Origin of the sequence: Nocardioides anomalus, from assembly GCF_011046535.1 — a bacterium.
Taxonomy (GTDB): Bacteria; Actinomycetota; Actinomycetes; order Propionibacteriales; family Nocardioidaceae; genus Nocardioides; species Nocardioides anomalus.
Window position 1 is genome coordinate 1,462,128 of the sequence record NZ_CP049257.1, and the last position, 24,276, is coordinate 1,486,403.

Consider the following 24,276-nt stretch of genomic DNA (forward strand, 5'->3'; position numbering starts at 1 on the left):
GGCGAAATGTTAGTCAACGAAGAACCTAGGATCACTCCGTGACCACCGACGAGGCCGACCTGCACGTCGAGCGCTGGCGCGACCACTGGGTGCTGGACAAGGCCTTCGACGACGACGTCGAGGCCATGACCGTGCGGATCCACCACATCGGCAAGTGGTTCCGCGCCACCACCAAGAGGGCGCTCGCGGAGGTCGGGCTGCAGGACTTCGAGTACCAGACCCTCCACGCGCTCATGATCCGCGACACCCCCGGCCACGCCTCGCCCGGTGAGCTGGCCGCCGCGCTGGACGTCAGCGGTGCGGGCATGACCGGGCGCCTGGACTCGATGGAGAAGAAGGGCTGGCTCAAGCGCAAGCCCGGTGTCGACGACCGGCGCCGCGTCGAGGTCGAGGCGACCCGGGAGGGGCTGCGGCTCTGGCGGGAGGCGATGGCGCTGCGGGGATCGGCGGAGGAGCTGACCGCGGCGGCGCTGACGCGGGAGGAGCTGGGTCAGCTGAACGGGTTGCTCAAGAAGATGACGCTTCGGATCGAGGCACAGGACATGTAGTTGTCTGGGTGCTTCGTCTCGTGGTGCGGCTCTCGGGGTTCCGGCCGCCTGTGGACTGACCCGGCCCCCGCCGGACCGCAGCCCCCTCACCGAACGCAACCGACGCCGTGTTGCACGCGACTGCTCCCAGCGTGGTTGCGTTGCGTGTGCGTGCCCCACGCCGCGGGACTAGCGTTCGGCGAGGGGGCTGCGGTCCGGCGGGGGCCGGGTCAGTCCACAGGCGGCCTGGTCTGGCGGCGGCACCCTCGTCTCCGCCTCCACGGGTGGGTGGGGGTGTGGTGCGGGTTGCCGCGGCCGGCGCCGCCGAGAACTTGTAACGCGCAGTTATCGGATCTTCCGACCCGTTGCAACGGGTCGACAGTTCCCGTAACTGAGCGTTACAAGTGCGTGGAGGCGGACCTCAGCGTGGTCGCCGAAGGCGGCCGCGCTTGTGGGGCGGGGCGCAGCCTCGCCCTCAGCGCGCCCTCACCAGCCAGACCGGGTCCCGCTGTCAAGGACGGACCTCTCGCCCAAGGCCGCCGTCCGCCACGAAGTGGCGCGTAGCGTCCTTGACAGCGGGAGTCGGGCTGGTGAGCGCGCGGCCGCTACGCAATGGATCACCCGAACCAGCAAGAACCGTCGAAGGCAGGCAGAGACAGGACGGCGAGCGCGCCGGACAGCACGAAGGCCCCGGACCTCAACGGTCCGGGGCCTTCGTCAGAACTGCGAACAGCGTGTCGGCCTGACGGCCGACGGGGTCACTCGGGCTTGGAGCCCTCGACCGTGCCGCTCAGGATGTTCTTGTTGTTGGCGTCGTACTGGTAGATCCCGATGAACGCCGAGGACGGGTCGTTCTCGTCGTCGAGGGGACCGATGCCGGACGGGCCGGTGTAGTGGATGTCGGAGCCGCCCTCGATGAGCTTGAGGCAGTCCGCGTAGGTGCTGCACTCCTCACCGTCGGTGGCGCCGGAGACCGCAGCCAGGTTCTTCTGGATGGTCTGCGAGTCGTTGGCGCCGCCCTTGGCCGCGGCGAGCGCGGCGAGGATGGTGGCGTCGTAGGACTCCGCGCCGTAGGAGTAGTCCTTCAGGTCCTCACCGTTGGCCGACTTGTACCAGCCGGTCAGGTTGTCCTTGAAGCCCTGGTCGGGGTCCTGGCCGGGCAGGGTGCCCTGGGCGCCCTCGAGGGTGCCGGGCTCGAAGTCCTGGCCGTAGTCGGACAGGTTGCCGTCGACGAAGTAGGTCTTGCTCATGTCGAAGCCGGACGAGGCCAGCTCGGGCACGATCGACTTGGTCTCGTCGAAGGCGATGATGACGATCGCGTCGGGCTTGGCCGCGGTGACGGCCTGGACCTCGGCGGAGAACGTCGTCTGACCGGCGGGGAACTCGTCGCCGTCGCCCTTGCAGCCGTAGACGCACTTGCCGCCGGCGGCCTCGACGGTCTGCTGGACCGCGTTGCGCAGGCCGGTGCCGTAGGTGTCGTTGAAGACCAGGAAGCCGATGTTGGTGTAGCCGTCCTGGGAGATCAGCGTGCCGAGCGCGTTGCCCTGGACGGTGTCCGGGGGAGCGGTGCGGAAGTAGAACGGTGAGTAGCCGGACAGGTCGATCGCGGTGTTGGCCGGCGAGATCTGGGTGATCTTGGCGTCGGTCAGGGTGTCCACGAAGTTCAGCGAGACGCTGGAGGACTCGGCGCCGATGACGACCGACGGCTTGGCGGCGACCATGGTGCCGGCCGAGGCGGTCGAGATCGACATGTCGGTGGAGTCACCGGAGTCGAGGATGTTGCTGCAGGCCTGCGCGCCGTTGACGCCGCCCGCGGCGTTGATGTCGGAGACCGCGAGGCCGACGCCGGCCACGGCCGGCGGGCCGAGGAAGGCCAGGTTGCCGGTCAGCGGCAGGATGCCGCCAACGGCGAACTTGTTGGCGCTCGTGTCGCTGCCCGCGCACTTGTCGTTGGTGAAGGAGCCGCCGGCGTCTGCGCTCGCCGACTCCGAGGCGGACTCCGAGGTGTCGGCGGAGGCGCTGCTGGACTCGTCGCTGCCCGAGGTGTCGTCGCCGGAGTCGGAGTCGTCACCGCAGGCGACGAGCGAGAACCCCAGAGCCGCGCCCATGGCGACCGTGGCCGTCAGTCGCCTGAACCGCCTGGTGGCGATGGTGGATCGATTCACGTCGTGAACCTTTCTTCTAGTGAGTGCACTTCACCGCGGCCCCAACCCCCGGAAGCCGGGTACGGCACGGCAACCGTAATTGCCACGGAGGCGGCCGCGCTTCGTGGAACCCTCTCGTCACCAAACCGTTACGTCAATGCGCCACACGGGCCAGGTCAGGGTGTATTTCGGGCCAGGTGGGCCTGACCCGGACGCCCGTCGTACGCCGTGGCGAGGCGGCTCAGTGGAACCCCGCGGCCACCTCGACCAGCACCGGCGCGACGAGCAGGGCCGGCAGCAGGTCGGCGACGGGGATCTCGCGGATGCGCAGCAGCCGCAGGGCGACGCCGACGAGCAGCAGGCCGCCGGCGGCGGTGATGGCCGCGAGGTGGGCGTCGGGCAGGACGTCGCCGAGGGCCAGCCCGAGCAGGGTCAGCCCGCCCTGGACGACCACGATGGTCACCGCACTGGCGGCCACACCCCAGCCGAACGACGCCGCGAAGGCCACCGCCGCGAACCCGTCCAGCACGGCCTTGAGCAGGATCTGGTCACCCCCGTTTCCGAGCCCGTCGTTCAGTGCACCGAGGATGGTGAGCGGACCGGTGCAGAAGACCAAGGAGGAGACCACGAACCCCTCGATGAAGCGGGCGCGGTCGCCGGAGCCGGCGTCGCCCGCGAGCCGTCGCTGGAGCCAGCCGCCGAACTGCTCGACGCGCTGCTCGAGCCGCAGCAGCGACCCCGCGATCCCGCCCAGCAGGAGCGCGCCGAGCACGATCAGCATCGGCGCGCTGTCGCCCACCGCGTCGGACAGGTCGGGGGAGAGGACGTCCATCGCGGACGTCGCGGCGATGAGCAGCGTGACCAGTCCGAGGGCGTCGGTGACCAGATCCCTGGTCCGGACCGGGAGCCGGTTGCCCAAGAGGACTCCTAGCGTCGCGCCGAGAAGGACGGTCGTGACGTTGACCAGCGAGGCGAGACCCGGTAACAAGGGAGGCTCCTGTGGTGAGGGAGGGCGGGCACAGTCTCGCGCACTCGGCGCTCTCGCCACGCCCGGGCCCGGGGGAGCGGGTGCGGTCCAGGGACAGGGGTCACCTCGATGAGTCGGCAGCCGGTGTCGATGCGCCAGGCCACGGTGGACGACGTGCCGTTCCTGGTCGAGCTGTGGGCCGACGGCCTGCGGCGCGCTGATCGCCAGGAGCAGGTCTCGGACCTCGAGCTCATCGTCAAGGAGGCCGAGGAGTCCGCCGAGCGGCGGCTCCTGGTCGCGGAGTACGACGGTGAGCCGGCCGGGGCCGTGCTCCTGCGCGTCGTGCCGATCACCCCGCTCAACCTCGAGCCGGCCGTGCAGGCCGTCGCCCCGCAGGTGAACGCCAGCTTCCGCGGCAAGGGCATCGGCAGTGCGCTCATGGAGGCCGCGGTGCAGTGGGCCGAGGACCTGGGCGTCGGCCACATCACCAGCGCCGCGCCCGCCGGCTCGCGGGTGGGCAACCGGTTCATGGCCCGCCTCTCGCTGGGTCCGCAGGCGGTGCTGCGCGCCTCGACCACGCCGCTGGTGCGCGCCAAGCTCGCGGCCATGCAGCCGGCCAGCGCGCGGGTCACCGACCGGGTCGCGGGGCGCCGTCACCTCGGCCAGCTGCTCGCCGCGCGCCGCCAGCTGCACCGGCGTACGGGTGAGGACTCCGCCTAGCCCTGCTGTCGGTCCTCGCGACTAGGGTTGGTCGGGTGACCGAGGGCCCCAGGCTGCTGCTGCTCGACGGCCATTCACTGGCCTACCGCGCGTTCTTCGCGCTGCCGCTGGAGAACTTCTCCACCACCACCGGCCAGCCGACCAACGCTGTCTTCGGCTTCACCTCGATGCTCATCAACGTCCTGCGCGACGAGCGGCCCACCCACGTCGGCGTCGCCTTCGACGTCTCGCGGCAGACCTTCCGGCTCCAGGAGTACGCCGAGTACAAGGCCGGCCGCTCCAAGACCCCCGGTGAGTTCTCCAGCCAGCTCCCCCTCATCGAGGAGGTGCTGAACGCGATGCGGATCCCCTTCGTCAAGAAGGAGGGCTACGAGGCCGACGACATCATCGGCACCCTCGCGACCCAGGCCAAGGCCCAGGGCTTCGAGACCCTCATCTGCTCCGGTGACCGCGACTCCTTCCAGCTGGTCGACGACCGGACCACGGTGATCTACCCCATGCGCGGGGTCTCGGAGATGAAGCGGATGACGCCCGAGGCCGTCGAGGAGCGCTACGGCGTCCCGCCGACCCGCTACCCCGAGCTGGCCGCGCTGGTGGGGGAGACCTCCGACAACCTGCCCGGGGTGCCGGGCGTGGGCCAGGGGTTCGCGGCCAAGTGGCTCAACCAGTACGACGGCCTGGACAACCTCATCACCAACGCCGACAAGATCACCGGCAAGAAGGGCGAGGCGCTGCGCGAGCACCTCGCCGACGTGATCCGCAACCGCCACCTCAACGGGCTGGTCTGCGACCTCGAGCTCGACAAGAGCGTCGACGACCTGGCCTGGCCGTCGTGGGACCGCCAGGCGGTGCACACGCTCTTCGACGGCCTGGAGTTCCAGGTGCTGCGCACCCGGCTGCTCGAGGCGCTGCCCACCGAGGAGGAGGCGGAGATCGACGACTCCGGCTTCGACGTCACCATGCGCGTGCTCGCCGAGGGCGAGCTGGCCGGCTGGCTGGCCGAGCACGCCTCCTCCGGTGCCCGGGTCGGCATCCACCCGGTCGGGCAGTGGCGCGCCGGCACCGGCGACCTCACCGCCTTGGCGCTCGCGACCGAGGAGGGCGCGGCGTACGTCACCACCGACGCGCTCACCGTCGAGGACGAGGAGGCGCTGGCCACCTGGCTCAAGGACGGCTCGCTGCCCAAGGTGCTCCACGACGCCAAGGGGCCGATGCTCGCCTTCGCCGCACGCGGCATGCCGCTGGCCGGGCTCGAGCGCGACACCGCGCTCTCGGCCTACCTCGCCCGGCCCGACCAGCGCTCCTACGACCTGGCCGACCTCACCGTGCGCTACCTCAAGCGCGAGCTGCGCCAGGGCCCCGCCGACGACGGCCAGCTCAGCCTCGACGGGCTGGACGGTGACGTGGCGGCGAGCGGACCCGGCGCCGGCGAGACCGAGATGCTGCACGCCCGCGCCGTGCTCGACCTCGCGGCCGCCCTCGACGAGGAGCTCGAGGAGCGCGGCGGCACCCGCCTGCTCACCGAGATCGAGCTGCCCCTCGTCGACCTGCTCGCCCAGATGGAGCGCACCGGCATCGCCGTCGACGGCGACCACCTCGGCTCGCTCGAGGACCACTTCGCCGCCGAGGTGAAGCTCGCCGCGGAGGAGGCCTTCGCCGTCATCGGCAAGGAGATCAACCTCGGCTCGCCCAAGCAGCTGCAGGTCGTGCTCTTCGACGAGCTCGGCATGCCCAAGACCAAGCGCACCAAGACCGGCTACACCACCGACGCCGACGCGCTGCAGGCGCTGTACGTCAAGACCGAGCACCCGTTCCTGCTCCACCTGCTGCGCCACCGCGACGTCTCCCGGCTGCGCCAGACCATCGAGGGCCTGCTCAAGACGGTCTCGCCCGACGGTCGCATCCGCACGACGTTCAACCAGCTCATCGCCGCCACCGGCCGCCTCTCCAGCACCGACCCCAACCTGCAGAACATCCCCATCCGCACCGAGGAGGGGCGCCGCATCCGCGAGGGCTTCGTCGTCGGCCAGGGCTACGAGAGCCTGCTGACCGCCGACTACAGCCAGATCGAGATGCGGATCATGGCCCACCTCTCCCAGGACGACCTCCTCATCGAGGCCTTCCGCAGCGGGCGCGACTTCCACTCCACCACCGCCTCGCGCGTCTTCGACGTCCCCGCCGACGACGTCACCGTCGAGATGCGCGCCAAGATCAAGGCGATGAACTACGGCCTGGCCTACGGCCTCTCGGCCTTCGGCCTCGGCGCCCAGCTCGGCATCGACCCGGGCGAGGCCCGGGGCCTGATGGACGAGTACTTCGAGACCTTCGGCGGCATCCGCGACTACCTCGGCGGCATCGTCAACGCCGCCCGCGGCACCGGCTACACCGAGACCATCATGGGCCGGCGCCGCTACCTGCCCGACCTCACCAGCGACAACCGCCAGCGCCGCGAGATGGCCGAACGCATGGCCCTCAACGCCCCCATCCAGGGCTCCGCCGCCGACCTCATCAAGATCGCCATGCTCAAGGTCGAGGACGCCATCCGCGACCAGGGCCTCGCCTCCCGCATGCTCCTCCAGGTCCACGACGAGCTCGTCTTCGAGGTCGCCCCCGGCGAGCGCGACGCCCTCGACGCCCTCGTCCGCGACCAGATGGGCTCCGCCGCCGACCTCCTCGTCCCCCTCGACGTCTCCGTCGGCACCGGCCACAGCTGGCACGAGGCGGCCCACTAAGCGGGACGGGTCTCCGCCGGAATCTGGACGCCGGGGCGGGCCTGGGCGAGGGCCATGGTGAGCAGGCCCAGGAACAGCACCGCGTCGACGGCGACGACGACCATGACCAGCGAGGTGGCGGTCGCCACCGAGAGGGCCAGACCGACGAGGACGGCCAGGGCGGTCCAGATGAAGAGGATCGCGCGGCCCTGGCGGCGCGCGAGCGCGGAGTAGACGAGCAGCTGCAGCATCGACAGCAGCGTCCCGACGATGGCGAACTTCCAGATGTCGCCCTTGATGTCGGCGAAGTCATCGCCGCCCACGAACTGCAGCGCCAGCCCCGGCAGCACTGCGACCGCCAGCACCGCCACCAGACCGAGTGCCGCCGACATGGCCAGCGCCAGGACCAGGGTGCGGCGGTTGCTCGACTCCTGGGACAGCGACGGGAAGGCGTAGACCACGACGAACTGCGGCAGGAACAACACCGCCTTGACCATGATGAGACCGGCGGCGTACAGCCCGGCCTCGGAGTCCGACATGGTGGCGCGGGCCACCAGGATGTCGGCGTTGGAGAGGGCGAAGAAGGCCAGCAGCGCCTGGCTGGAGTGGCCGACCTCGCGCAGCAGGTCGAGGCCGGGATGACCCTCGGAGTGGGGCGCGCCGGTCCGCGGTCGGCGCAGCGCCCACCAGCCGACGACGACCGGGAGCCAGGCGCCCAGCGCCACGCCCAGGATCGCGCTGAACTCCCCGGGACGGATGACGATGAGGACGGCGCCGAAGCCGAAGCGGCCCAGTCCCTGGGCCAGGTACACCGCCGCGAGCGGACCCCAGCGCCGTTCGCCCTGGAGCACACCGAGCTGGGCGCCCATGTAGGTCAGGGGGAACGCCGTCAGGCCGACCAGCAGCGCGGTGGGCAGGCTCTCGAGGTGCAGCACGGCGTTGAGCAGCGGCGCGATGGCGAAGCCGAGGGCGGCCAGGACCAGCGCGCTGCGCAGGCCCACCGACAGCACGACCCGCTCGATCGCGACCACCTGGTCCGGCGCCGACGAGATGCGCCGGGCCCCGGTCGCCTGCAGCCCGAGCGAGAGCACGCTGATGACCAGCAGCGCGCCCATGAGCGCGGAGAACGCGCCGTAGGGCTCCTTGCCGATGGTGTGCGCCGCGAGCACGGTGTAGCCGTACGTGGCGAGGTTCATGATGCCCATCGCCACGGCGATGACCGCTCCACTGCGCAGCCGTTGGCTGGTCTCGGTGGCCATCTTGCTCACGGAGGGGCAGCCTAATGGCCCCCGACACGGCGCTCCGCATCCACGGCGGGTGGTTGGATCGTCGCCATGCGGCGCGGCTGGCGGTACGACGCGCCGGCTGTGGGTTGGTCCCTCGCGCTGGCCCTGCTGGTGCTCGGCCCGGGCCTGGGCGACGGCTTCCTGCTGGTCCGCGACATGGTCTGGGTGCCGGACCTGGCCCTGCGCTCGGACGTGCTCGGACTGGGGTCCGGGCTGCCCCGCGCGGTGCCGTCGGACGCGGTGGTGGCGGTCCTCGACGAGGTGGTGCCGGGCCTGCTGCTCCAGAAGCTCGTGCTGGTCGGCGCGCTGGCGGCCGGTGGGGTCGGCGCCACCCGCCTGCTGCCGGCGGAGGCGACGCTCGTGCCGCGGCTGGCCGCGGTCTCGCTCTACGGCTGGAACGCCCTCGTCGCGGAGCGCCTGCTCATGGGTGCGTGGCCGCTCCTGGTCGGGTACGCCGTGCTGCCGTGGCTCCTCGCCGCGGCGCGCCGCTGGCGCGAGGACGGCCGGCTGCCGGCGGCGCTCCTCGTGCTGCTCCCGCTCGGCAGCCTGAGCGCGAGCGCCGGTCTGGCCGGTGCGGTGGCGCTGCTGGCGGGCGCGGCCGGCCGCGGACGCACGGCACGAGCGGTTCTCCTGGTCGCCGTCGCCAACGCCCCGTGGTGGGTGGCGGGACTGCTGCACGCCGGCTCGGCCACGTCGGACGCCGCGGCAGCGGGGGTCTTCGCGCTCCGAGGAGAGGGGTCGGTGCCGGCGCCGCTGGCCGCGCTCACCCTCGGGGGCATCTGGAACACCCAGGTCCACCCCGGCTCCCGCACCGGCGCCCTGGGCTGGGTGGCCCTGCTCGCGCTGGTGGGGCTGGCCGCTCTCGGCGTGCGTGCGTGGTGGCGCGGCACCGCGGCCCGCGACCGCACCACGCTCCTCGTCTGCTGGGCGGTCGGCTGGGCGCTCGGCGTGCTGACCTGGCTGGTCCCGGGAGCGTTCGGCTGGGCGGCCGACCACGTGCCGGGCGCCGGCGTCGTGCGCGACGGCGCCCGCGCCCTCGTGCTGTGCGCCCCGCTGCTCGTCGTGCTCGTCGCACACGGGGTCCGCGTGCTGGTGGACGCCGTCGCGGTCGCCCCGGCCCGGGCGGTGCTGGGGGTCGGCGCCGTGCTGCTCCCGGTGGCCCTGCTGCCCGACCTCGGCTGGGGCGCGCGACAGCGCCTCGAGCCGGCCACCTACCCCGCGGCGTACGCCGAGGCGCGCGACGCGCTGGCCGGGACGAGGGGCGACGTGCTGGTCCTGCCGCTGTCGAGCTACCGCGCGCCGGCGTACAACCACGGGGGTCTGGTCCTGGACCCGCTCGGCCGGGTCCTGCGGCGGGACTACGTGGCCAGCGACGTCCTCGTCGTCGACGGCGTGGCGCTGGCGGGGGAGGACCCCCGGGTGACCGCGGCCGCGCGGGCCCTCGAGGCGCCGACCCCGGAACGGCGGGCCGCGGGGCTGGCCGCGCTCGGCATCGGCGCCGTGGCCACCGACCGGACCGCCCCGGCCGGCGCGGACCAGCCGGACGTGGCCGGCGAGCGGCTGGTCGACGACCCGACGCTGCAGGTCACCGGGCTCGCCGACGTCCGGGAACGGCACGTGCCGGCGGGGTGGCGGGCGGCCATGGCGCTCGCCTGGGCGGCGTTCGTCGGCGGTCCGCTCGCGGCCGTGTCGACGGCGGTGCGACGGCGCCGGACGCGCCGGTGACCGGCGAGTAGCACTCGTCACACCCCGTCGGGTACCTTGGCGGCGGACCAGGGAGGGCCACAGTGAAGATTCTGACCACGTTCGCAGCCATGGTGGTGGGTGCGGGCATCGCGGCCGGCTCGATGTACGGGCTGGTCTCGTCGCAGACCGCTGCACCCGACAAGTCCCCGACCAACGTGGACTCGCCGACCTTCGAGTACGGCTCCAACAACTAGTCCGCAGCGTCCACCCGTCGTCCCGCCAGTGCGGCGCGGACGACCTGCGCGAACGACTCCTGCGCGTGCTCCCAGGTGAAGGCGTGGCTCGTCACGCGCGCCCCGCGCCCCAGGCGAGCCCGCTCCTCGGGATCGCCGAGGAGCGCGCCGAGCGCGGCGGTGAACCCGTCGGGGTCGTCGACCAGGACGCCCGAGACCTCCTCGACGACCGACTCCTGCGTGCCGCCGGCCTCACGGTAGGCGACGGTCGGGGTGCCGTGCATGCCGGCCTCGCCGACCACGAGGCCCCAGCCCTCCTTGAGCGAGGGCAGGGCCAGGACCCAGGCGCGCTCGTAGACCTCGTGCTTGGCCGCCTCGTCCAGGTGCCCGCGGAACACCACGGCGTCGTCGGCGCCGCGGCTCGCGGCGTGCTCGCGCAGCCGCGCCTCCCACCAGCCGCTGCCCACGACCTCGAGCACCAGGTCCGGGTACGTCGCCCGCAGGTCGAGCACGGCGTCGATCGCGTGCTCGACGCGCTTGTGGGGCACGAGCCGGCCCACGACCGCGACCAGCGGCGTGGCCGACTCGCCGCCCGCCACCGGCACGACCGGGTCGGTGCCGTTGTGCACCACGGCCACCCGCGGCCCGCGCACACCCAGGTCGACCAGCTCGCGGCGGGTGGCGCGCGAGACCGCGACGTACTGGCTGCGCCGGTAGAGCAGCGGTGCGACCCGGCGCTCGATGAACCAGCCCACCCGGCCGGTGAGCCCGGGGTAGACCACCGGCCACTGCTCGCGGTGCACGTGGTGCACCAGCACCACGACCGGCTTGCGGGTGACCAGGCGGGTGAAGAACGGCAGCCCGTTCTGCACGTCCACGACCACGTCGGGGTCGCCGAGGTCGCCTCGCCGCAGCGCGCGCATCCCCTCGAGGTAGACCGACAGCTTGGTGCCGCGCCGCACGAACCGCACCCCGTCGACGACCTCCTCCGGCGGGGCCGCGGCGTGGGCCGCACAGAACACCGTCACCCGGGCGCCCCGGGCCACGAGGCCGGCCGCGATGGTCTCGAGGTAGCGCTCGGCGCCCCCACCCTCGGGGTTGCGGGTGTCGCGCCAGCTGAGGAACGCGACCTCCTTGCCCCGCAGCGGGTCGTCCTCGAGCACGCGAGGAAGGGTAGGGCGTGCGCCGCCGCGTGGGAGACTCGCCGGCGATGGTGACCGAGGGTGCCGTGGGCTCGGCCGCCACCCCGCAGCGCGGGGTGGCGCGGGCACTGGTGCGCGCGGCTCGGCCGCGCCAGTGGGTCAAGAACCTGCTCGTGGTCGCCGCGCCCCTCGCGGCCGGCGAGCTCGGCGACGGCGACGTCCTGGCCGCCACGGTGCTGGCCCTGGTCGGCTTCTGCCTGGCCTCCAGTGCCGTCTACCTGGTCAACGACACCGCCGACCGCGAGGCGGACCGCGCCCACCCGACCAAGCGGTTCCGGCCGATCGCCTCCGGGGTCCTGCCGGTGCCCGTCGCCGTCGGCGTGGCGGTGGTGCTCGGCCTCGTCGCCGTCGGCCTCGGTCTGGTCGCGGATCCGAACCTCGCCCTCCTGCTCGCGGCGTACCTCGCCATCCAGGTGGCCTACGCGTTCTGGCTCAAGCACGAGCCGGTGCTCGACATCTCGATCGTCGCCGCCGGCTTCCTCATGCGCGCGGTCGCCGGCGGCCTGGCCGCCGACCTGCTGCTCTCGCAGTGGTTCCTGCTCGTCGCCGGGTTCGGCTCGCTGTTCATCGTGGCCGGGAAGCGGTACTCCGAGCTGCACACCCTCGGCAGCGAGGCCGGCACCCGACGCAGCCTGGTCCGCTACACCGACACCTACCTGCGCTTCGTGTGGAGCACCGCGGCCGGCGCCACGCTCATCTCCTACAGCCTGTGGGCCTTCGAGCAGCCCACCGGCGACGGCGTGCCCTGGCACACGATCTCCATCGCGCCGTTCCTCATGGGACTGCTCCGGTACGCCGTCGACGTGGACGCCGGCACCGCCGCCGAGCCGGAGGACATCGTCTACCGCGACCGCGTGCTCCAGCTGCTCGGTGCCGTGTGGCTGGTGACGGTCTGCCTCGGCGTGCTGACCACGTGAGGACGCTGCTCACCGGCTGGGGCCGGACCGCGCCGAGCGCGGCCACGCTGGTGGAGACCGGCGACGTGGCCGGGCTGCTGCGCTCGCGCCCGGAGCGGGGGGTCATCGCGCGCGGGCTCGGACGCTCGTACGGCGACGCGGCGCAGAACGCCGGAGGCACGGTCCTCGCCCCGATCCCCGGCCCGACCACCGTGGACGACGAGACCGGCGTGGTCACCGCGGCGGCGGGCACGAGCCTGCACGACCTGATGGGCCGGCTCCTGCGCGAGCGGCGCTTCGTGCCGGTCACGCCGGGCACGCGCTACGTCACGGTCGGGGGAGCGGTCGCGGCCGACATCCACGGCAAGAACCACCACCGCGACGGCTCCTTCGGCCACCACGTTCTCTCGCTCGACCTGGTCACCCCAGACGGCGCGCTCCGCACGATCGATCCGGACCGCGAGCCCGACCTCTTCTGGGCCACGGTCGGCGGCATGGGCCTGACGGGGGTCATCACCTCCGTGCGGTTCCGGGCGCCGCGCATCGAGTCGGCGTACGTCACCGTGCGGACCGAGCGCATCGGCGGCCTGGACGCGCTGCTGCGGACCATGCGTGCGCACGACGACGAGTACCACTACTCGGTGGCGTGGGTCGACACCCTCGCCTCCGGGCGGTCGCTCGGTCGCTCGGTGCTGACCCGGGGTGACCACGCCCCGGCGGCCGAGCTGAGCGGCGGGGCGGCCCGGCACCCCTGGCGCGGGCCGGCCGACCCGCGACTCGCGGTGCCCGTCACCCTGCGCGCGGTCAACCGGCTCGGCGTCCGGGCCTTCAACGAGCTGTGGTTCCGCAAGGCCCCCAGGGACGCGGTCGGACTGGAGTCGCTCGCAACGTTCTTCCACCCGCTCGACGCGGTGGAGGGCTGGAACCGGCTCTACGGCCGGGGTGGGCTGGTCCAGTACCAGCTCGTCGTCCCCGACGACGCCGAGGCCGCGGTGGCCGAGGCGCTGCGCCTGCTCGCGGCCGCCGGGCAGCCGTCGTTCCTGGCCGTGCTGAAGCGGTTCGGGGCCGCCGGTCCCGGGATGCTGTCCTTCCCGCAGCCGGGCTGGACGCTGGCCCTGGACCTGCCGGCCGCGCCGGGCCTCGTGCCGCTGTTCCGCGACCTCGACCGGCTGACCGCCGAGGCCGGGGGCCGGCTCTACCTGGCCAAGGACGCCCGGATGTCGCGCGAGCTCTTCGACCGCACCTACCCGCGGGCGGACGAGTTCCGCGCCCTGCGACGCGACCTCGATCCCGACGGCGTCCTCACCTCCGACCTCGCCCGCCGCCTCGACCTCTAGGACCCCTGATGCTGAACGCCCTGGGCCAGCCCCAGTCCCTGCTCCTCCTCGGGGGCACCAGCGACATCGCGCTGGCCGTCGCCGAGCGGTACGCCGCGACGGCACCGCTCCGCGTGGTGCTCGCCGCCCGGCCCGGCCCGCGTCGCGACGAGGCCGTCGCGCGGCTGAGCGCCCTCGGCCACCGGGTCGAGCCCCTGGACTTCGAGGCCACCGACACCGCCGGCCACCCCGCCCTCGTCGAGCGCGCGGCGGCCGGCGGTGACCTCGACGTCACCGTCGTGGCCTTCGGCGTGCTGGGCGACGAGGAGGAGGCCTGGCAGGACCACGACGCCGCCGTACGGCTGGCCGAGGTCAACTACGTCGGTCCGGTCAGCGTCGGCTCCGCGCTCGCTGCGCAGGTGCGGCGCCAGGGCCACGGCACGATCGTGTTCCTGTCCTCGGTCGCCGGTGAGCGGGTCCGTCGCTCCAACTTCGCCTACGGCGCCAGCAAGGCCGGCGCGGACGGGTTCTACCTCGGGCTCGGCGAGGCGCTGCGCGAGCACGGCGGCCACGTGCTCATCGTGCGCCCCGGGTTCGTGCACACCAAGATGACCGAGGGCCGTGGCGCCGCCCCTCTGGCGGTCGGTGCGGACGACGTCGCCGCGGCCGTCGTCGACGCGGTGGCCGCACGCCGCGAGCTGGTCTGGGTGCCGAGCGCGATGCGGTTCGTCATGTCCGGGCTGCGGCACGTGCCGCGGCCGCTCTTCCGCCGACTGCCGATCTGACCCGCGGGTAACTACAGTCTCCCTCCGTGCCTCGTCCCCCCGCCCCGCGCTGCGGTGCGCCGTGGCGGGCCGACCTGAGCCGCTCGCGCCGACTGTTCGCCGACTTCCGGGTCGAGCAGAGCGACCCGGCCCGCTTCTACGGCGCACTGGCCGCGGACTCGGTCGGACAGCTCTCGACCTACCTCGACCTCGGGGGCGCCACGATGCTCGACGTCGGCGGTGGCCCCGGCTACTTCCGCGACGCCTTCGAGGCCGCCGGCGCGACGTACTGGGCCCTCGACGCCGACGTCGGCGAGCTGTCCGGCCAGGGTGACATCGCCACGGGCACCGTCATCGGCGACGGGATGCGCCTGCCGTTCCGCGACGCGGCCTTCGACCTCTGCTACTCCTCCAACGTCCTCGAGCACGTCCGCGAGCCGTGGCGGATGGCCGAGGAGATGCTCCGCGTGACGCGACCGGGTGGCGTCGCCTTCATCTCCTACACCACCTGGTACGGCCCCTGGGGTGGTCACGAGACCTCCCCCTGGCACTACCTCGGCGGCACCCGCGCCCGCCGGCGCTACACCGCCCGGCAGGGCCACGAGCCCAAGAACAAGTACGCCGAGTCGCTGTTCAAGGTCACCGTCGCCGAGGGCGTCGCCTGGGCGCGCGACCAGCGGCTCGGCGAGGTCCTCGACGTCGTGCCGAGGTACAACCCGCGCTGGAGCCACGGGCTCACCCGCGTGCCCGGGCTGCGCGAGCTGCTGACCTGGAACCTGGTGCTCGTGGTGCGCCGGTGGTGACCGAGGCGCCGGAGCGGCCCTCGTCGGTGCACACGTCCGCGCTGCGCCAGGTCGGGTACGCCGTCGTGCTCACCGCGTTCGCCTTCGCCCAGTCGGCCGGCCAGGTCGTCGCCGACACCAAGTTCGACCTGGTGACCGCGCCGTGGCGCTTCGTCAGCCGCGGGCTCCGGCTCTGGGACCCGACCGCGGCGTTCGGGCAGCTGCAGAACCAGGCCTACGGCTACGCCTGGCCGATGGGGCCGTTCTTCGTGCTCGGCGACCTGGTGCAGGTACCGGACTGGGTGGTCCAGCGGCTCTGGTGGGCGCTCCTGCTGTGCGTCGGCTTCTTCGGCGTGCTCCGGCTGGCCCGCCGCCTGGACCTGGGCACCCCGGGCACGCAGGTCCTCGCGGCGTTCGCGTTCGTCCTCACCCCCCGCTTCACCACGCTCCTCGGCGAGACCTCCGTCGAGCTCTGGCCGATGGCCCTCACGCCGTGGGTGCTGCTCCCACTGGTGGTGGCGAGCGAGCAGGGCTCGGTCCGGCGGTACGCCGCACTGAGCGCCTTGGTCGTCGCGACCTGCGGCGGGGTCAACGCGGTCGCGGTGGCCGCCGTGCTGCCCCTCGGTGTCGTCTTCGTCGTGACCCGCTCCCGCGGCCCGCGCCGCTGGCGACTCATGGGCTGGTGGACGCTCTTCACCGCCCTGGCCACCGCGTGGTGGTGGCTGCCGCTGCTGCTGCTCGGGCGCTACAGCGTGCCGTTCCTGGACTACATCGAGAACGCCACCATCACCACCGTCCCCACCGACCTGGCGCGCACGCTGGTGGGGGAGTCGGACTGGGTCGCCTACTTCGCCGGCATCGACTACCAGGCCGGCCAGCAGCTCGTGTCCACGCCGTTCCTCATGCTCGACGCGGCCGCCGTCGTGGCGCTGGGCCTGCTCGGCATCGCGCTGCGCGACAACGCCCACCGCCGCTTCCTCACCCTCGGCCTCCTGACCGGACTGGTGCTCGTGGGCTTCGGGTACGCCGGCGACCTGTCCGGCTTCTGGGCCAGCCAGCGCCTCGACGCCCTCGACGGCGCCCTCGCCCCGCTGCGCAACCTGCACAAGTTCGACGTCGTGCTCCGCCTCCCGCTCGTCCTCGGCCTGGCCCACGCCATGGCCCGGCTGCCCGCGCTGGTCCGCACCCCGGAGTCACCGAGCGCGAGCCGCGGCGCCGCCTTCGCGGTCCGCGCCATGGCGGTCCTCGCGCTGGCCGGCCTCGCGCTGCCCTGGGCGCAGGACCGCATCGCCCCGCGTCAGGGCGTCGAGGCCGTCCCGGCGTACTGGCACCAGGTCGCGGACTACCTCGCCGACACCGACGACGGCTCGGTGTCCCTCGAGGTGCCGGCCGCCGCGTTCGGCGTCCACACCTGGGGCAACACGCACGACGACGTCCTCCAGGGCCTGGCCCGCAGCCCGTGGGCGGTCCGCAACGTCATCCCGCTCGCCCAGCCCGGCAACGTCGAGGTGCTCGACGCCGTGACGCGCACCATCGAGTCCGGCCGCCCCAGCAGCACCCTCGCGGGCTACCTCGCCGACAACGGGGTCGGTCGCCTCGTCGTGCGCAACGACCTCGACCGGTTCCAGACCGGCGCGCCGGACCCCTCGCTGGTCCGGGCGGTCCTCGACCAGTCGCCCGGCCTCTCCCTCGCCCGCTCCTTCGGGCCGACCCTGGGCCAGCCCGCCTCCTCCGTGGTCGAGACGGACGAAGGTGACGCCCGGGTCGTGGCCGGCAACGGGTTGTCGCTGGAGACCGGGTCGGTCGACGTGTACGACGTCGATCCCCGCCTCACGGGCGGAGGCGACGGGGTGCTGGTGACCAGCCCCCGTGCCGTGGTCGGGGACCCGACGACCGGGCTGCGCCGCGACGTGGACCGCGTGGCGGCGGCGGTCGGGGTGCTGGCCGAGGACGCCGACGTCCCCGCCGGCGCCGACGCCGTGGACCCGGACACCGGGCAGGTGCTCACCGACGGGACCCGCCGCCGCGAGACCAACTTCGCCGCCGTGCGCAGCAACGAGTCGGCGACCATGTCGGCGCTGCGCTCGTACCGCCTGCCCGGCCCCGAGCACACCCACCGGTTCCTGGAGGACCAGGACCGCTGGCAGACCACCGAGGTCTGGGCCGGTGACGTCGCGGACGTCACCGCCACCTCGAGCCAGGCGTTCGCCGACGGCAAGGTCCCGCTCGAGATCGGGTCGCACCCCGGCGCCGCGATCGACGGTGACGTCACGACCGCCTGGCGCTCCTCCGGTGACCTGGAGCCGGTGGGGGAGTCGTGGCTGGTCACCTTCGCCCGCCAGGTGTCGGTCCCCTCGGTCACCGTCCGGCTCGCCGCGGACTCCGCGCCGGTGCAGCGGCTCGCGCTCGAGGTCGGGGACGCCGACCCCCAGGTGGTCGACGCCCCCGAGCCGGGCCAGGCGGCGACGTACCCGCTCGCGTCGACGGGCGACAGCCTGCGGATCACCGCGGCCGGCCCCGACCTCGGCGTGGCCGCGAGCTTCGCGTTGGCCGAGGTGACGGTGCCCGGGCTGGAAGAGCTGCGGCTGCTCGAGCTGCCGACGCCCGCTGCGGACCGCCCCGTCGACGTGGTGAGCCTGGCGCGCGACCCCGATCGCGCCGCGTGCGTCCCGCTCGGCCACCCGGTCGCCTGCGACGACGCGCTCGGTGCGCCTGGCGAGGACGGCGACGAGCTGGCTCGGCGGGTGCGTCTCGAGCAGCCCGACTCCTACCGGCTCTCCGGGACCGTGTCGCTGCGGCGGCACATCGCCGGCACTCCTCTGGTTCCTGGTGGCGCGACGGCGGTCGTCGAACCCTCGGCGGACCTGCTGCGCGACGTGGCCCGCGGTCCGGGCGCGGCCGTGGACGGCGACCGCGGCACCACCTGGGTGGCCACGGACGACGACGACACGCTCGAGGTGACGCTCCCCGAGCCCACGGTCGTGGACCGCTTCCGGATCATGGTCGATCCCGACGCCCCCGCCTCGACCCCGACGACGGTGGAGGTCAGCAGCGGCGGTCGCACGGCCGAGGTCGACCTGGACAGCCAGGGCCGGGGCGACCTCCCGGGCTGGCCGGTGTCCACGCTCAGCCTGAAGGTCCTCCAGACCGACCAGGCCTTCCTGGTCTCCGGGCGCGACTTCCTCACCGCACCGCCCGGCATCACCGAGCTCTCGGTCAACCGCCACCGCCTGGTCGACCAGCCGCGGGCCGCGGTGACCTACCCGTGCGGGACCGGCCCCGCGGTCCGGCTCGGCACCACCACCGTGCCCACCGCCGTCCGGGCCTCGGTGCGAGACCTGGTGCGCGGTGCGTCGGTGCCGTTCACGCCCTGCGCGGCGAACGAGGTCGACCTGGCCGCGGGCGCCACCGACGTGGTCGCGGCACCCTCGGCGCTGTTCCGTGCCGACACCCTCACGCTCACCCGGATCGGGGCCACCGCCGCGACCGCGACGCCGGTGGAGGTGCGCCGCGACGCCGCCGGGGCGCCGGTCTCGGCCGCCGTACCCGCCCGGTCCGACCGCTCGGTGCTGTCGCTTCCCCAGAACACCAACGTGGGGTGGATCGCCACCCTGGACGGGGACCGGCTCGAGCCGCAGCGCGTCGACGGCTGGAAGCAGGGCTGGGTGCTGCCGGCCGGCAGCGCCGGCACCGTGCGCTTCGACTACGAGCCCTCGGGCACCTTCACCGGCGCCCTGCTGGCGGGCGGGTTCGGGGTGCTGCTCTGCCTGGCCGGGGCCCTGCTGCCAGCGCGACGGCGCACCGGGCTCGCCCGGCTGGCGGACGGCCGCGTCGGCATCCTCGACGTCCTCGTGGTCGTCGCCGCCGGCGGACTGCTGGCCGGCGGGTGGGGCATCGCGGCGTTCGTGGTCGCCGCGGTGCTCGGGCGGCTGACGTCGCGGTGGCTGGGCGCCTGGGGGCTCCTGGCCGCCCTGGGTGCGCTGCTGGTCGGTGTCGGGCTCAGCTGGGCACCGATCAACGAGGCGGACTGGGCCAACGACTGGCGCCAGGTGTGCAGCCTGGCGGCGGTGGCGTGCGTGGTGGCCGCCCTGGCGACGCGGTCAGGACGGCGTGAGACGGTCGAGCCCGTCCACGGCCACGATCCCGAGATGGCGCAGGCACACCGGGCCTGAGTCCTCCGAGGCGGAGAGCACCACCTCGTCGTACGCGCCACCCGCGGGGGCCAGGACGTAGTGCCGCCCCGGCGCCAACCGCACGGTCTGCTCGGCGTCGCCCGTGCCGAGGGTCAGCGCGCCCGGTCCGGTCGCCTGGTAGGCGAGCCGGACGTACCACTGCGCGCCGAGCACCGGCCCGTCCAGGGCGACCCGCAGGTCGTCGTCCCGGACCGTGGCGAAGCAGCCGCGCGCGTCCGTCGCCGCCTCCTGGGCGCGGGCCTCGGTGACCTCCACCGGGACCAGCGCGCCGGTCTCGTCGACGCGCCACGCGGTGTCGGTGGTGTGGACGCGGAAGTCGACCAGACCGGCCAGCGGCCCCAGCATCCGGCTGGTGAGGTTGGTCGGGTAGGCCAGCGGCGACCAGACGTAGGTCGGCACGGTGGTGTCGAGCACCTGCCGTCCGGGGTCGGCCCGGGCGGAGGCCTCGAAGGTCTCGACGTAGCGCCGCGGACTGGTCGTCGTGAGGTGCCGCAGCGGGAAGGACGACGCCGAGACCGTGGCGGCGACGAGGAACACCGCCAGAGCGGGCACGACCGTGCTCGCGGTGTCGATCCGCCAACCGCTGTCGCGGGGCTCGGACGACTCCGCCGCACCGGGCGCGGGCAGGAAGGCCAGACCGACCGCGAGCGGCATGAGCACCGCGACCTCCGTCTGGAACCGGAAGTCGAGGGAGATCTCGGCTCCGAAGAAGATCGCGCGGCTCACCGCGACCAGCAGCGCGTTGAGCACGAGCGAGGTCAGGGGGATCAGCCAGGCCCGGGCGCCCCGCCGGCGGGTGCGCACCGAGGCCAGCACGAGGACTCCGAGCACCACCCACGAGAGCACCAGCACGAGCTGTGGGGGGTCCGCCTCGCTCTGGGTGATGTCGGAGACCCTCCAGCGCAGCGGGCCACCCGTCGTACCGCTCGGGAAGGCGACGCCCGCGAGCTGGCCGAGCACTCCGAAGAAGGGCCGGCTGGCGACCTGCTGGGTCTCGAAGTTCTGGGCGTGGGGGACGTAGACGGCCAGGTAGGCCACGGTCAGCACGGCGTACGACGTCAGCGCACTGCGGTAGTGGCGCCACAGGTGGACCACGCGCTCGGGCACGGTGCCGGTCGCGAAGAACAGCAGTGCGAGCAGCCACATGACCGGGACCACGACCAGCGTGCGCTCGACGAAGGCCAGTCCGACGAGCACCCACAGCAGGCTGGCCACGAGGTGTCGCGTGCGCCGTTCCTGCAGGTGCGCGACGAAGTCGGTGAGGCCGAACGTCAGGGCGACGAGCATCGGCAGCTGGTTGACACCCGCCGCCCACCACGTCGTCGCCGGCAGCAGGATCGGCGAGAACAGGGTCAGCGCCACCAGCACGACCACGGCCCAGCGCTGGCCGAACAGTCGGAGGTGGAGCCGCAGCGTGCCGAGCCCGAACAGCCCGGCGAGGGCGACCAGCTCGACGGCGGGGAAGCGGAAGTCGAAGGCCCCGGCCCGCGCGTTCACCCACGTCAGCAGCCAGCTGGCCGGCATCAGGTGCCCGTTGTAGGGCTGCACCAGGTAGGCCCACGTGAGCCCCTCACGGCGGGCCTGCTGGATGAAGTACAGGTCGTCGTAGAAGAACCAGGCGGGCCCGATCGCCCAGGCTCGGAAGACCGTGGCGGCGGTGACCACGACGAGCCCGGCCACCCACACCGAGGGGGTCCGGCGGCGAGGAGGCGCGGACATCGGGGCGGGTGCGTCCTGGACGGGCGCGGTGACCATCAGCTGGACGTGGCTCCGCGGGCCGCGGCCGGTGCGTGCTCGGTCCGGGCGACGAAGCGGGCGTCCTTCCACCGCAGGGCTGGCTTCTCCAGCAGGTGGTACGACGCGGTGGCCAGCGCGACGGTGAGCGCGAGGGACAGGGCCGCGACGGTCAGGAAGCGCCCGGTGAAGACGTCGAGTTCGAGCAGGCGGAAGACCAGGTTCAGCACCAGCATGTGGATGGCGAAGATCCCGTAGGACACCTCGCCCAGCCAGGTCGGTACGGGGCCGGTGAGCTGGGTGCGCACCCACCCGTCGCGCTCGGGACCGAAGACCAGCGGGAGCAGGTAGAACGCGCCGGCCACGGCGTACAGGACGACCTTGGAGCCGGCCTCCCACGTGCCGGGGACCAGGAGCAGTCGTGGTCCGGCGAGCGGGGTGCAGGCGATCGCGAAGACGCCGGTGGCCAGGATCCAGCAGCCGGGGAGGTCCCGAGCCAGCCGCTCGACGAGGTGCGGACGCGGTCGCACCGTCAGGTCGGCGGACAGGGCCGCGAAGAGCATGCCGACGGCGAACCAGGGCAGGAAGCCCGGCAGCCACTGCGCGAAGTGACCCTCGCGGCCCGGGATCTGCGCGACGACGACCTGCCAGACCACACCGGCGACCGAGACCAGTCCCAGGCGCACCGCCACCCGACGCACGTCCAGGCCGGGGCCCCGACCGAGCGCCAGGACGCACAGCAGCGGCAGCAGGACGTAGAACGCGACCTCGGTGCAGAGGCTCCACATCTGGGTGAGCGAGCTGGGCAGCAGCCCGCCACGGTAGAGCTGGGTGAGCGTGAGGTTGCTGAGCCAGTCGGCCCAGCCGGCGTCACGGTTCTCCGGGTCCAGGGTCAGCGCGACGACGACCACCAGCCAGTACAGCGGGAGGATGCGGAGCGCGCGCTTCCACAGGTAGTGCCGTGTCGACGGGGCGGGGGTGCCCAGGGCCCGGGCCAGGAACCACGGCCGGCTCAGCAGGAAGCCGGAGAGGACGAAGAAGATCGTCACCCCGAAGTCGAAGCGGGCCAGGACCGCGCCGGTCCAGCCCTGGTTGATCCGACCGGTGTTGAACGCCGCGTGCGTGAGCACGACCATCACCGCCCCGATGGCGCGGACGGCCGTCAAGGTCGGGAAGGCGCGGTCCCGGAACCCCTCTGACCCGGCCTCGGCCGGTGCCTGCGCTGCGGAGGTCACGAGCTGGCTCCCTGGTCGGCTGGGTCGGGCTGGTCGAGCGGCTCGGGCACGCCGGCGCTCACGTCGTCGGTGCACAGCGTCGTGCCCTCGTCGAGCCCGGAGAGCTGCACGGAGTCGAAACTACTGCCCCCGCGGACGAACAGCGCGTGCACACCGGGCCGGACCGACGTCTCGACGCTGAGGTCCCCGACGCGCACGGTCACCGGGCTGGCGCCGCTGCTGAGGTAGCCGATGCGCACCCAGAAGCCCTCGAAGGCCACTGGCCCGTCGAGCGGGATGCGGGCCGGGTCGGTCGCGACCTGGTAGCCGCAAGCCGCCACCGGACCGGGCTGGGCCCGGCGCGTGCCCGGGACCAGCGCCTCGCGCAGGCGGCCCTCGTCGTCGATGACGCGCAGGTCGTCGGTCGCGACGTCGGGGAACCGGGCGTTCGGCTCGGTCGACAGCAGTCGGCTCGCCAGCCCGCCGGACCGGTCGATCGGCGCCATCACGAAGTCGGGCACCGTGCGGTCGACCAGCGGCACCGGCGCAGGGGCATCCCGCACCGCGCCGGTCAGGGTGCGCACGAACTGCTCCGCGCGCCGGTCCGAGTGCCAGTTCGAGGTCCAGCCGGCGGCGGAGACCACGGCGAGCGCGCTCGTCAGTCCGACGACCGCGGCCACGCGCCGGGGATGGTCCAGCAGCTCGCTGGGGGAGGCGCTGCTCGAGGAACGGAGCGCGCCCCGCACCGGCATCGTCATCGCGGCCAGCGCGATCGCGCTGACGGCGGCCATCTCGGCCTGGAAGCGGTAGTCGAAGACGAAGGCGGACTCCGAGCCGAGGCGCTGGGTCAGGAGCACCAGCACCACGTCGACGACCAGGAACACCACGGGCAGCACCAGGGCACGGGCGGCGTGACGTCGGTGGCGGAGCAGCTCCGCCAGGACCAGCCCGAGCCCCAGCACTGCGGCGAGGACCACCGGGTCCCCGGGGTCGGCAGCGCTGAAGACGCCGAACTGAGCCCACTGGAGCGGCCCGCCGACGAGCGCCGGGACGAGCTCGTCGACGACCATGGCCTGCACGACCTGCCAGGTGGGGAATGTCGTCGGCCGCACCACCTCGGTGTCCCGGCTGAGCGTCACGTAGAGGGCGACGTACGCCGCGCCGGTGGCCGCGTAGACCGCCAGGCCGGCGCGCCGGCCGCGGACCGCCGACGCCACCCGGCGCCAGCCGTAGCCCTCGGCGAACCACGTGACGCTGACGATCGCCACGGCCAGGTAGACCAGGGCGGTCTTCTCGTAGAACAGCAGGCCCACCGCGACCCAGACGGTTGCTGCCCACACGTGCCGGAGCCGGCCTGACCGCAGGTACTGCACGTGCGAGGCCAGCGCGAGCAGCAACGCGATCGAGAAGGGCAGCGCGTTGATCCCCGCCGCCCACCACACGGCGTTCTCCAGGGTGAGGACGGAGAAGAGGAAGAGGGCGAAGGGCGGCAGGATCCCCGGGCGGCGCCCGTGGAGGACGACCAGGAGCCGGAGCATCGCGAGGTCGGCGACCAGCTGCATGAGCAGCAGCTCGGTGGCCGGCAGCCACCACTGCCACGGCGCGACGTGCTGGTTGAACCACGAGAGGTACATGCCGCCGGGCATGACGTGGCCGTTGTAGCTGCGCGCCGCCACCGACGGGTCCAGGCCGAAGTGGCCCGTGCGGGCGATGAAGTTGAAGTCGTCCAGCACGAACCAACCGCCGTAGGCCGCGTAGCCGCGCACGACCAGCTGCACGGCGACCATCCCCAGAGCGACCTGGAGGACGCGGTCGGTGCGGACGAGCCCCACGGTCCTCTCCACGGCCGCCGAGATGCGGGACTCGACCGTGACGGCTCGGTCGGTGCGAGGTGCGGGGGG

17 protein-coding genes are annotated in these 24,276 nt (G+C 73.4%); 10 read left to right on the plus strand and 7 right to left on the minus strand.

Features of this window, described 5'->3' with window-relative positions:
* The first annotated feature begins 38 nt into the window (after window positions 1-38).
* Window positions 39-548 carry a MarR family winged helix-turn-helix transcriptional regulator gene (locus G5V58_RS07450; RefSeq protein WP_230487155.1) on the plus strand — a complete coding sequence of 170 codons (510 nt, stop codon included), beginning with the start codon at window positions 39-41 and terminating at the stop codon, window positions 546-548.
* A gap of 737 nt (window positions 549-1,285) precedes the next feature.
* Here G5V58_RS07450 and G5V58_RS07455 read toward each other — a convergent pair.
* Entirely contained in the window at window positions 1,286-2,692 is a 1,407-nt protein-coding gene (locus tag G5V58_RS07455; RefSeq protein ID WP_230487156.1) for an ABC transporter substrate-binding protein, read from the minus strand.
* Between the two features lie 220 nt (window positions 2,693-2,912).
* Window positions 2,913-3,659 (minus strand): DUF554 domain-containing protein, encoded by a 747-nt coding sequence (locus G5V58_RS07460; RefSeq protein ID WP_165230537.1) that lies wholly within the window; start codon window positions 3,657-3,659, stop codon window positions 2,913-2,915.
* A 108-nt stretch (window positions 3,660-3,767) separates the two neighbouring features.
* Here G5V58_RS07460 and G5V58_RS07465 point away from each other — a divergent pair, with 108 nt between their 5' ends.
* Window positions 3,768-4,358, plus strand: a complete 591-nt coding sequence (locus tag G5V58_RS07465; protein ID WP_230487157.1) for a GNAT family N-acetyltransferase — start codon at window positions 3,768-3,770, stop codon at window positions 4,356-4,358.
* A 35-nt stretch (window positions 4,359-4,393) separates the two neighbouring features.
* On the plus strand, window positions 4,394-7,090 hold the full coding sequence (polA, locus tag G5V58_RS07470) for a DNA polymerase I (RefSeq protein ID WP_165230540.1): 2,697 nt from the start codon (window positions 4,394-4,396) through the stop codon (window positions 7,088-7,090).
* Here the strand turns inward: polA and G5V58_RS07475 are convergent.
* Window positions 7,087-8,328, minus strand: coding sequence for a lipopolysaccharide biosynthesis protein (locus G5V58_RS07475; RefSeq protein ID WP_407939748.1), 1,242 nt, complete (start codon window positions 8,326-8,328; stop codon window positions 7,087-7,089). The genes polA and G5V58_RS07475 overlap by 4 nt on opposite strands.
* Before the next feature lie 108 nt (window positions 8,329-8,436).
* Here G5V58_RS07475 and G5V58_RS07480 point away from each other — a divergent pair, with 108 nt between their 5' ends.
* Both G5V58_RS07480 and G5V58_RS26370 read left to right on the plus strand, forming a co-directional pair.
* A complete protein-coding gene (locus G5V58_RS07480) occupies window positions 8,437-10,080 on the plus strand; it encodes a hypothetical protein (protein ID WP_165230546.1) in 1,644 nt (547 codons plus the stop codon).
* An 89-nt stretch (window positions 10,081-10,169) separates the two neighbouring features.
* Window positions 10,170-10,295 (plus strand): hypothetical protein, encoded by a 126-nt coding sequence (locus G5V58_RS26370; RefSeq protein WP_268991265.1) that lies wholly within the window; start codon window positions 10,170-10,172, stop codon window positions 10,293-10,295.
* Here the strand turns inward: G5V58_RS26370 and G5V58_RS07485 are convergent.
* On the minus strand, window positions 10,292-11,437 hold the full coding sequence (locus tag G5V58_RS07485; protein WP_165230549.1) for a glycosyltransferase family 4 protein: 1,146 nt from the start codon (window positions 11,435-11,437) through the stop codon (window positions 10,292-10,294). The genes G5V58_RS26370 and G5V58_RS07485 overlap by 4 nt on opposite strands.
* A 47-nt stretch (window positions 11,438-11,484) precedes the next feature.
* Here G5V58_RS07485 and G5V58_RS07490 point away from each other — a divergent pair, with 47 nt between their 5' ends.
* Genes G5V58_RS07490 through G5V58_RS07510 form a run of 5 tightly spaced genes read left to right on the plus strand, consistent with a single transcriptional unit; the run spans window position 11,485 to window position 19,406 of the window.
* Window positions 11,485-12,393: a decaprenyl-phosphate phosphoribosyltransferase gene (locus G5V58_RS07490; RefSeq protein ID WP_165230552.1), complete on the plus strand. Its 909-nt coding sequence runs from the start codon at window positions 11,485-11,487 to the stop codon at window positions 12,391-12,393.
* Window positions 12,390-13,709, plus strand: a complete 1,320-nt coding sequence (locus G5V58_RS07495; protein ID WP_165230555.1) for an FAD-binding oxidoreductase — start codon at window positions 12,390-12,392, stop codon at window positions 13,707-13,709. The genes G5V58_RS07490 and G5V58_RS07495 overlap by 4 nt, the downstream gene beginning before the upstream one ends.
* Window positions 13,710-13,717: 8 nt before the next feature.
* On the plus strand, window positions 13,718-14,473 hold the full coding sequence (locus G5V58_RS07500) for a decaprenylphospho-beta-D-erythro-pentofuranosid-2-ulose 2-reductase (RefSeq protein WP_165230559.1): 756 nt from the start codon (window positions 13,718-13,720) through the stop codon (window positions 14,471-14,473).
* A 26-nt stretch (window positions 14,474-14,499) separates the two neighbouring features.
* Window positions 14,500-15,255, plus strand: coding sequence for a class I SAM-dependent methyltransferase (locus G5V58_RS07505; protein WP_165230562.1), 756 nt, complete (start codon window positions 14,500-14,502; stop codon window positions 15,253-15,255).
* Window positions 15,252-19,406: an alpha-(1->3)-arabinofuranosyltransferase domain-containing protein gene (locus G5V58_RS07510; RefSeq protein ID WP_165230565.1), complete on the plus strand. Its 4,155-nt coding sequence runs from the start codon at window positions 15,252-15,254 to the stop codon at window positions 19,404-19,406. The genes G5V58_RS07505 and G5V58_RS07510 overlap by 4 nt, the downstream gene beginning before the upstream one ends.
* Here G5V58_RS07510 and G5V58_RS07515 read toward each other — a convergent pair.
* From G5V58_RS07515 to G5V58_RS07525, 3 genes are read right to left on the minus strand one after another with little or no spacing between them, the layout of a single operon-like run.
* A complete protein-coding gene (locus G5V58_RS07515) occupies window positions 19,335-21,182 on the minus strand; it encodes a hypothetical protein (RefSeq protein WP_165230568.1) in 1,848 nt (615 codons plus the stop codon). The genes G5V58_RS07510 and G5V58_RS07515 overlap by 72 nt on opposite strands.
* On the minus strand, window positions 21,182-22,396 hold the full coding sequence (locus G5V58_RS07520; protein WP_165230571.1) for an acyltransferase family protein: 1,215 nt from the start codon (window positions 22,394-22,396) through the stop codon (window positions 21,182-21,184). Before G5V58_RS07520 ends, G5V58_RS07515 begins: the two co-directional genes overlap by 1 nt.
* Window positions 22,393-24,207, minus strand: coding sequence for a hypothetical protein (locus G5V58_RS07525; protein WP_165230574.1), 1,815 nt, complete (start codon window positions 24,205-24,207; stop codon window positions 22,393-22,395). Before G5V58_RS07525 ends, G5V58_RS07520 begins: the two co-directional genes overlap by 4 nt.
* Between the last annotated feature and the right edge of the window lie 69 nt (window positions 24,208-24,276).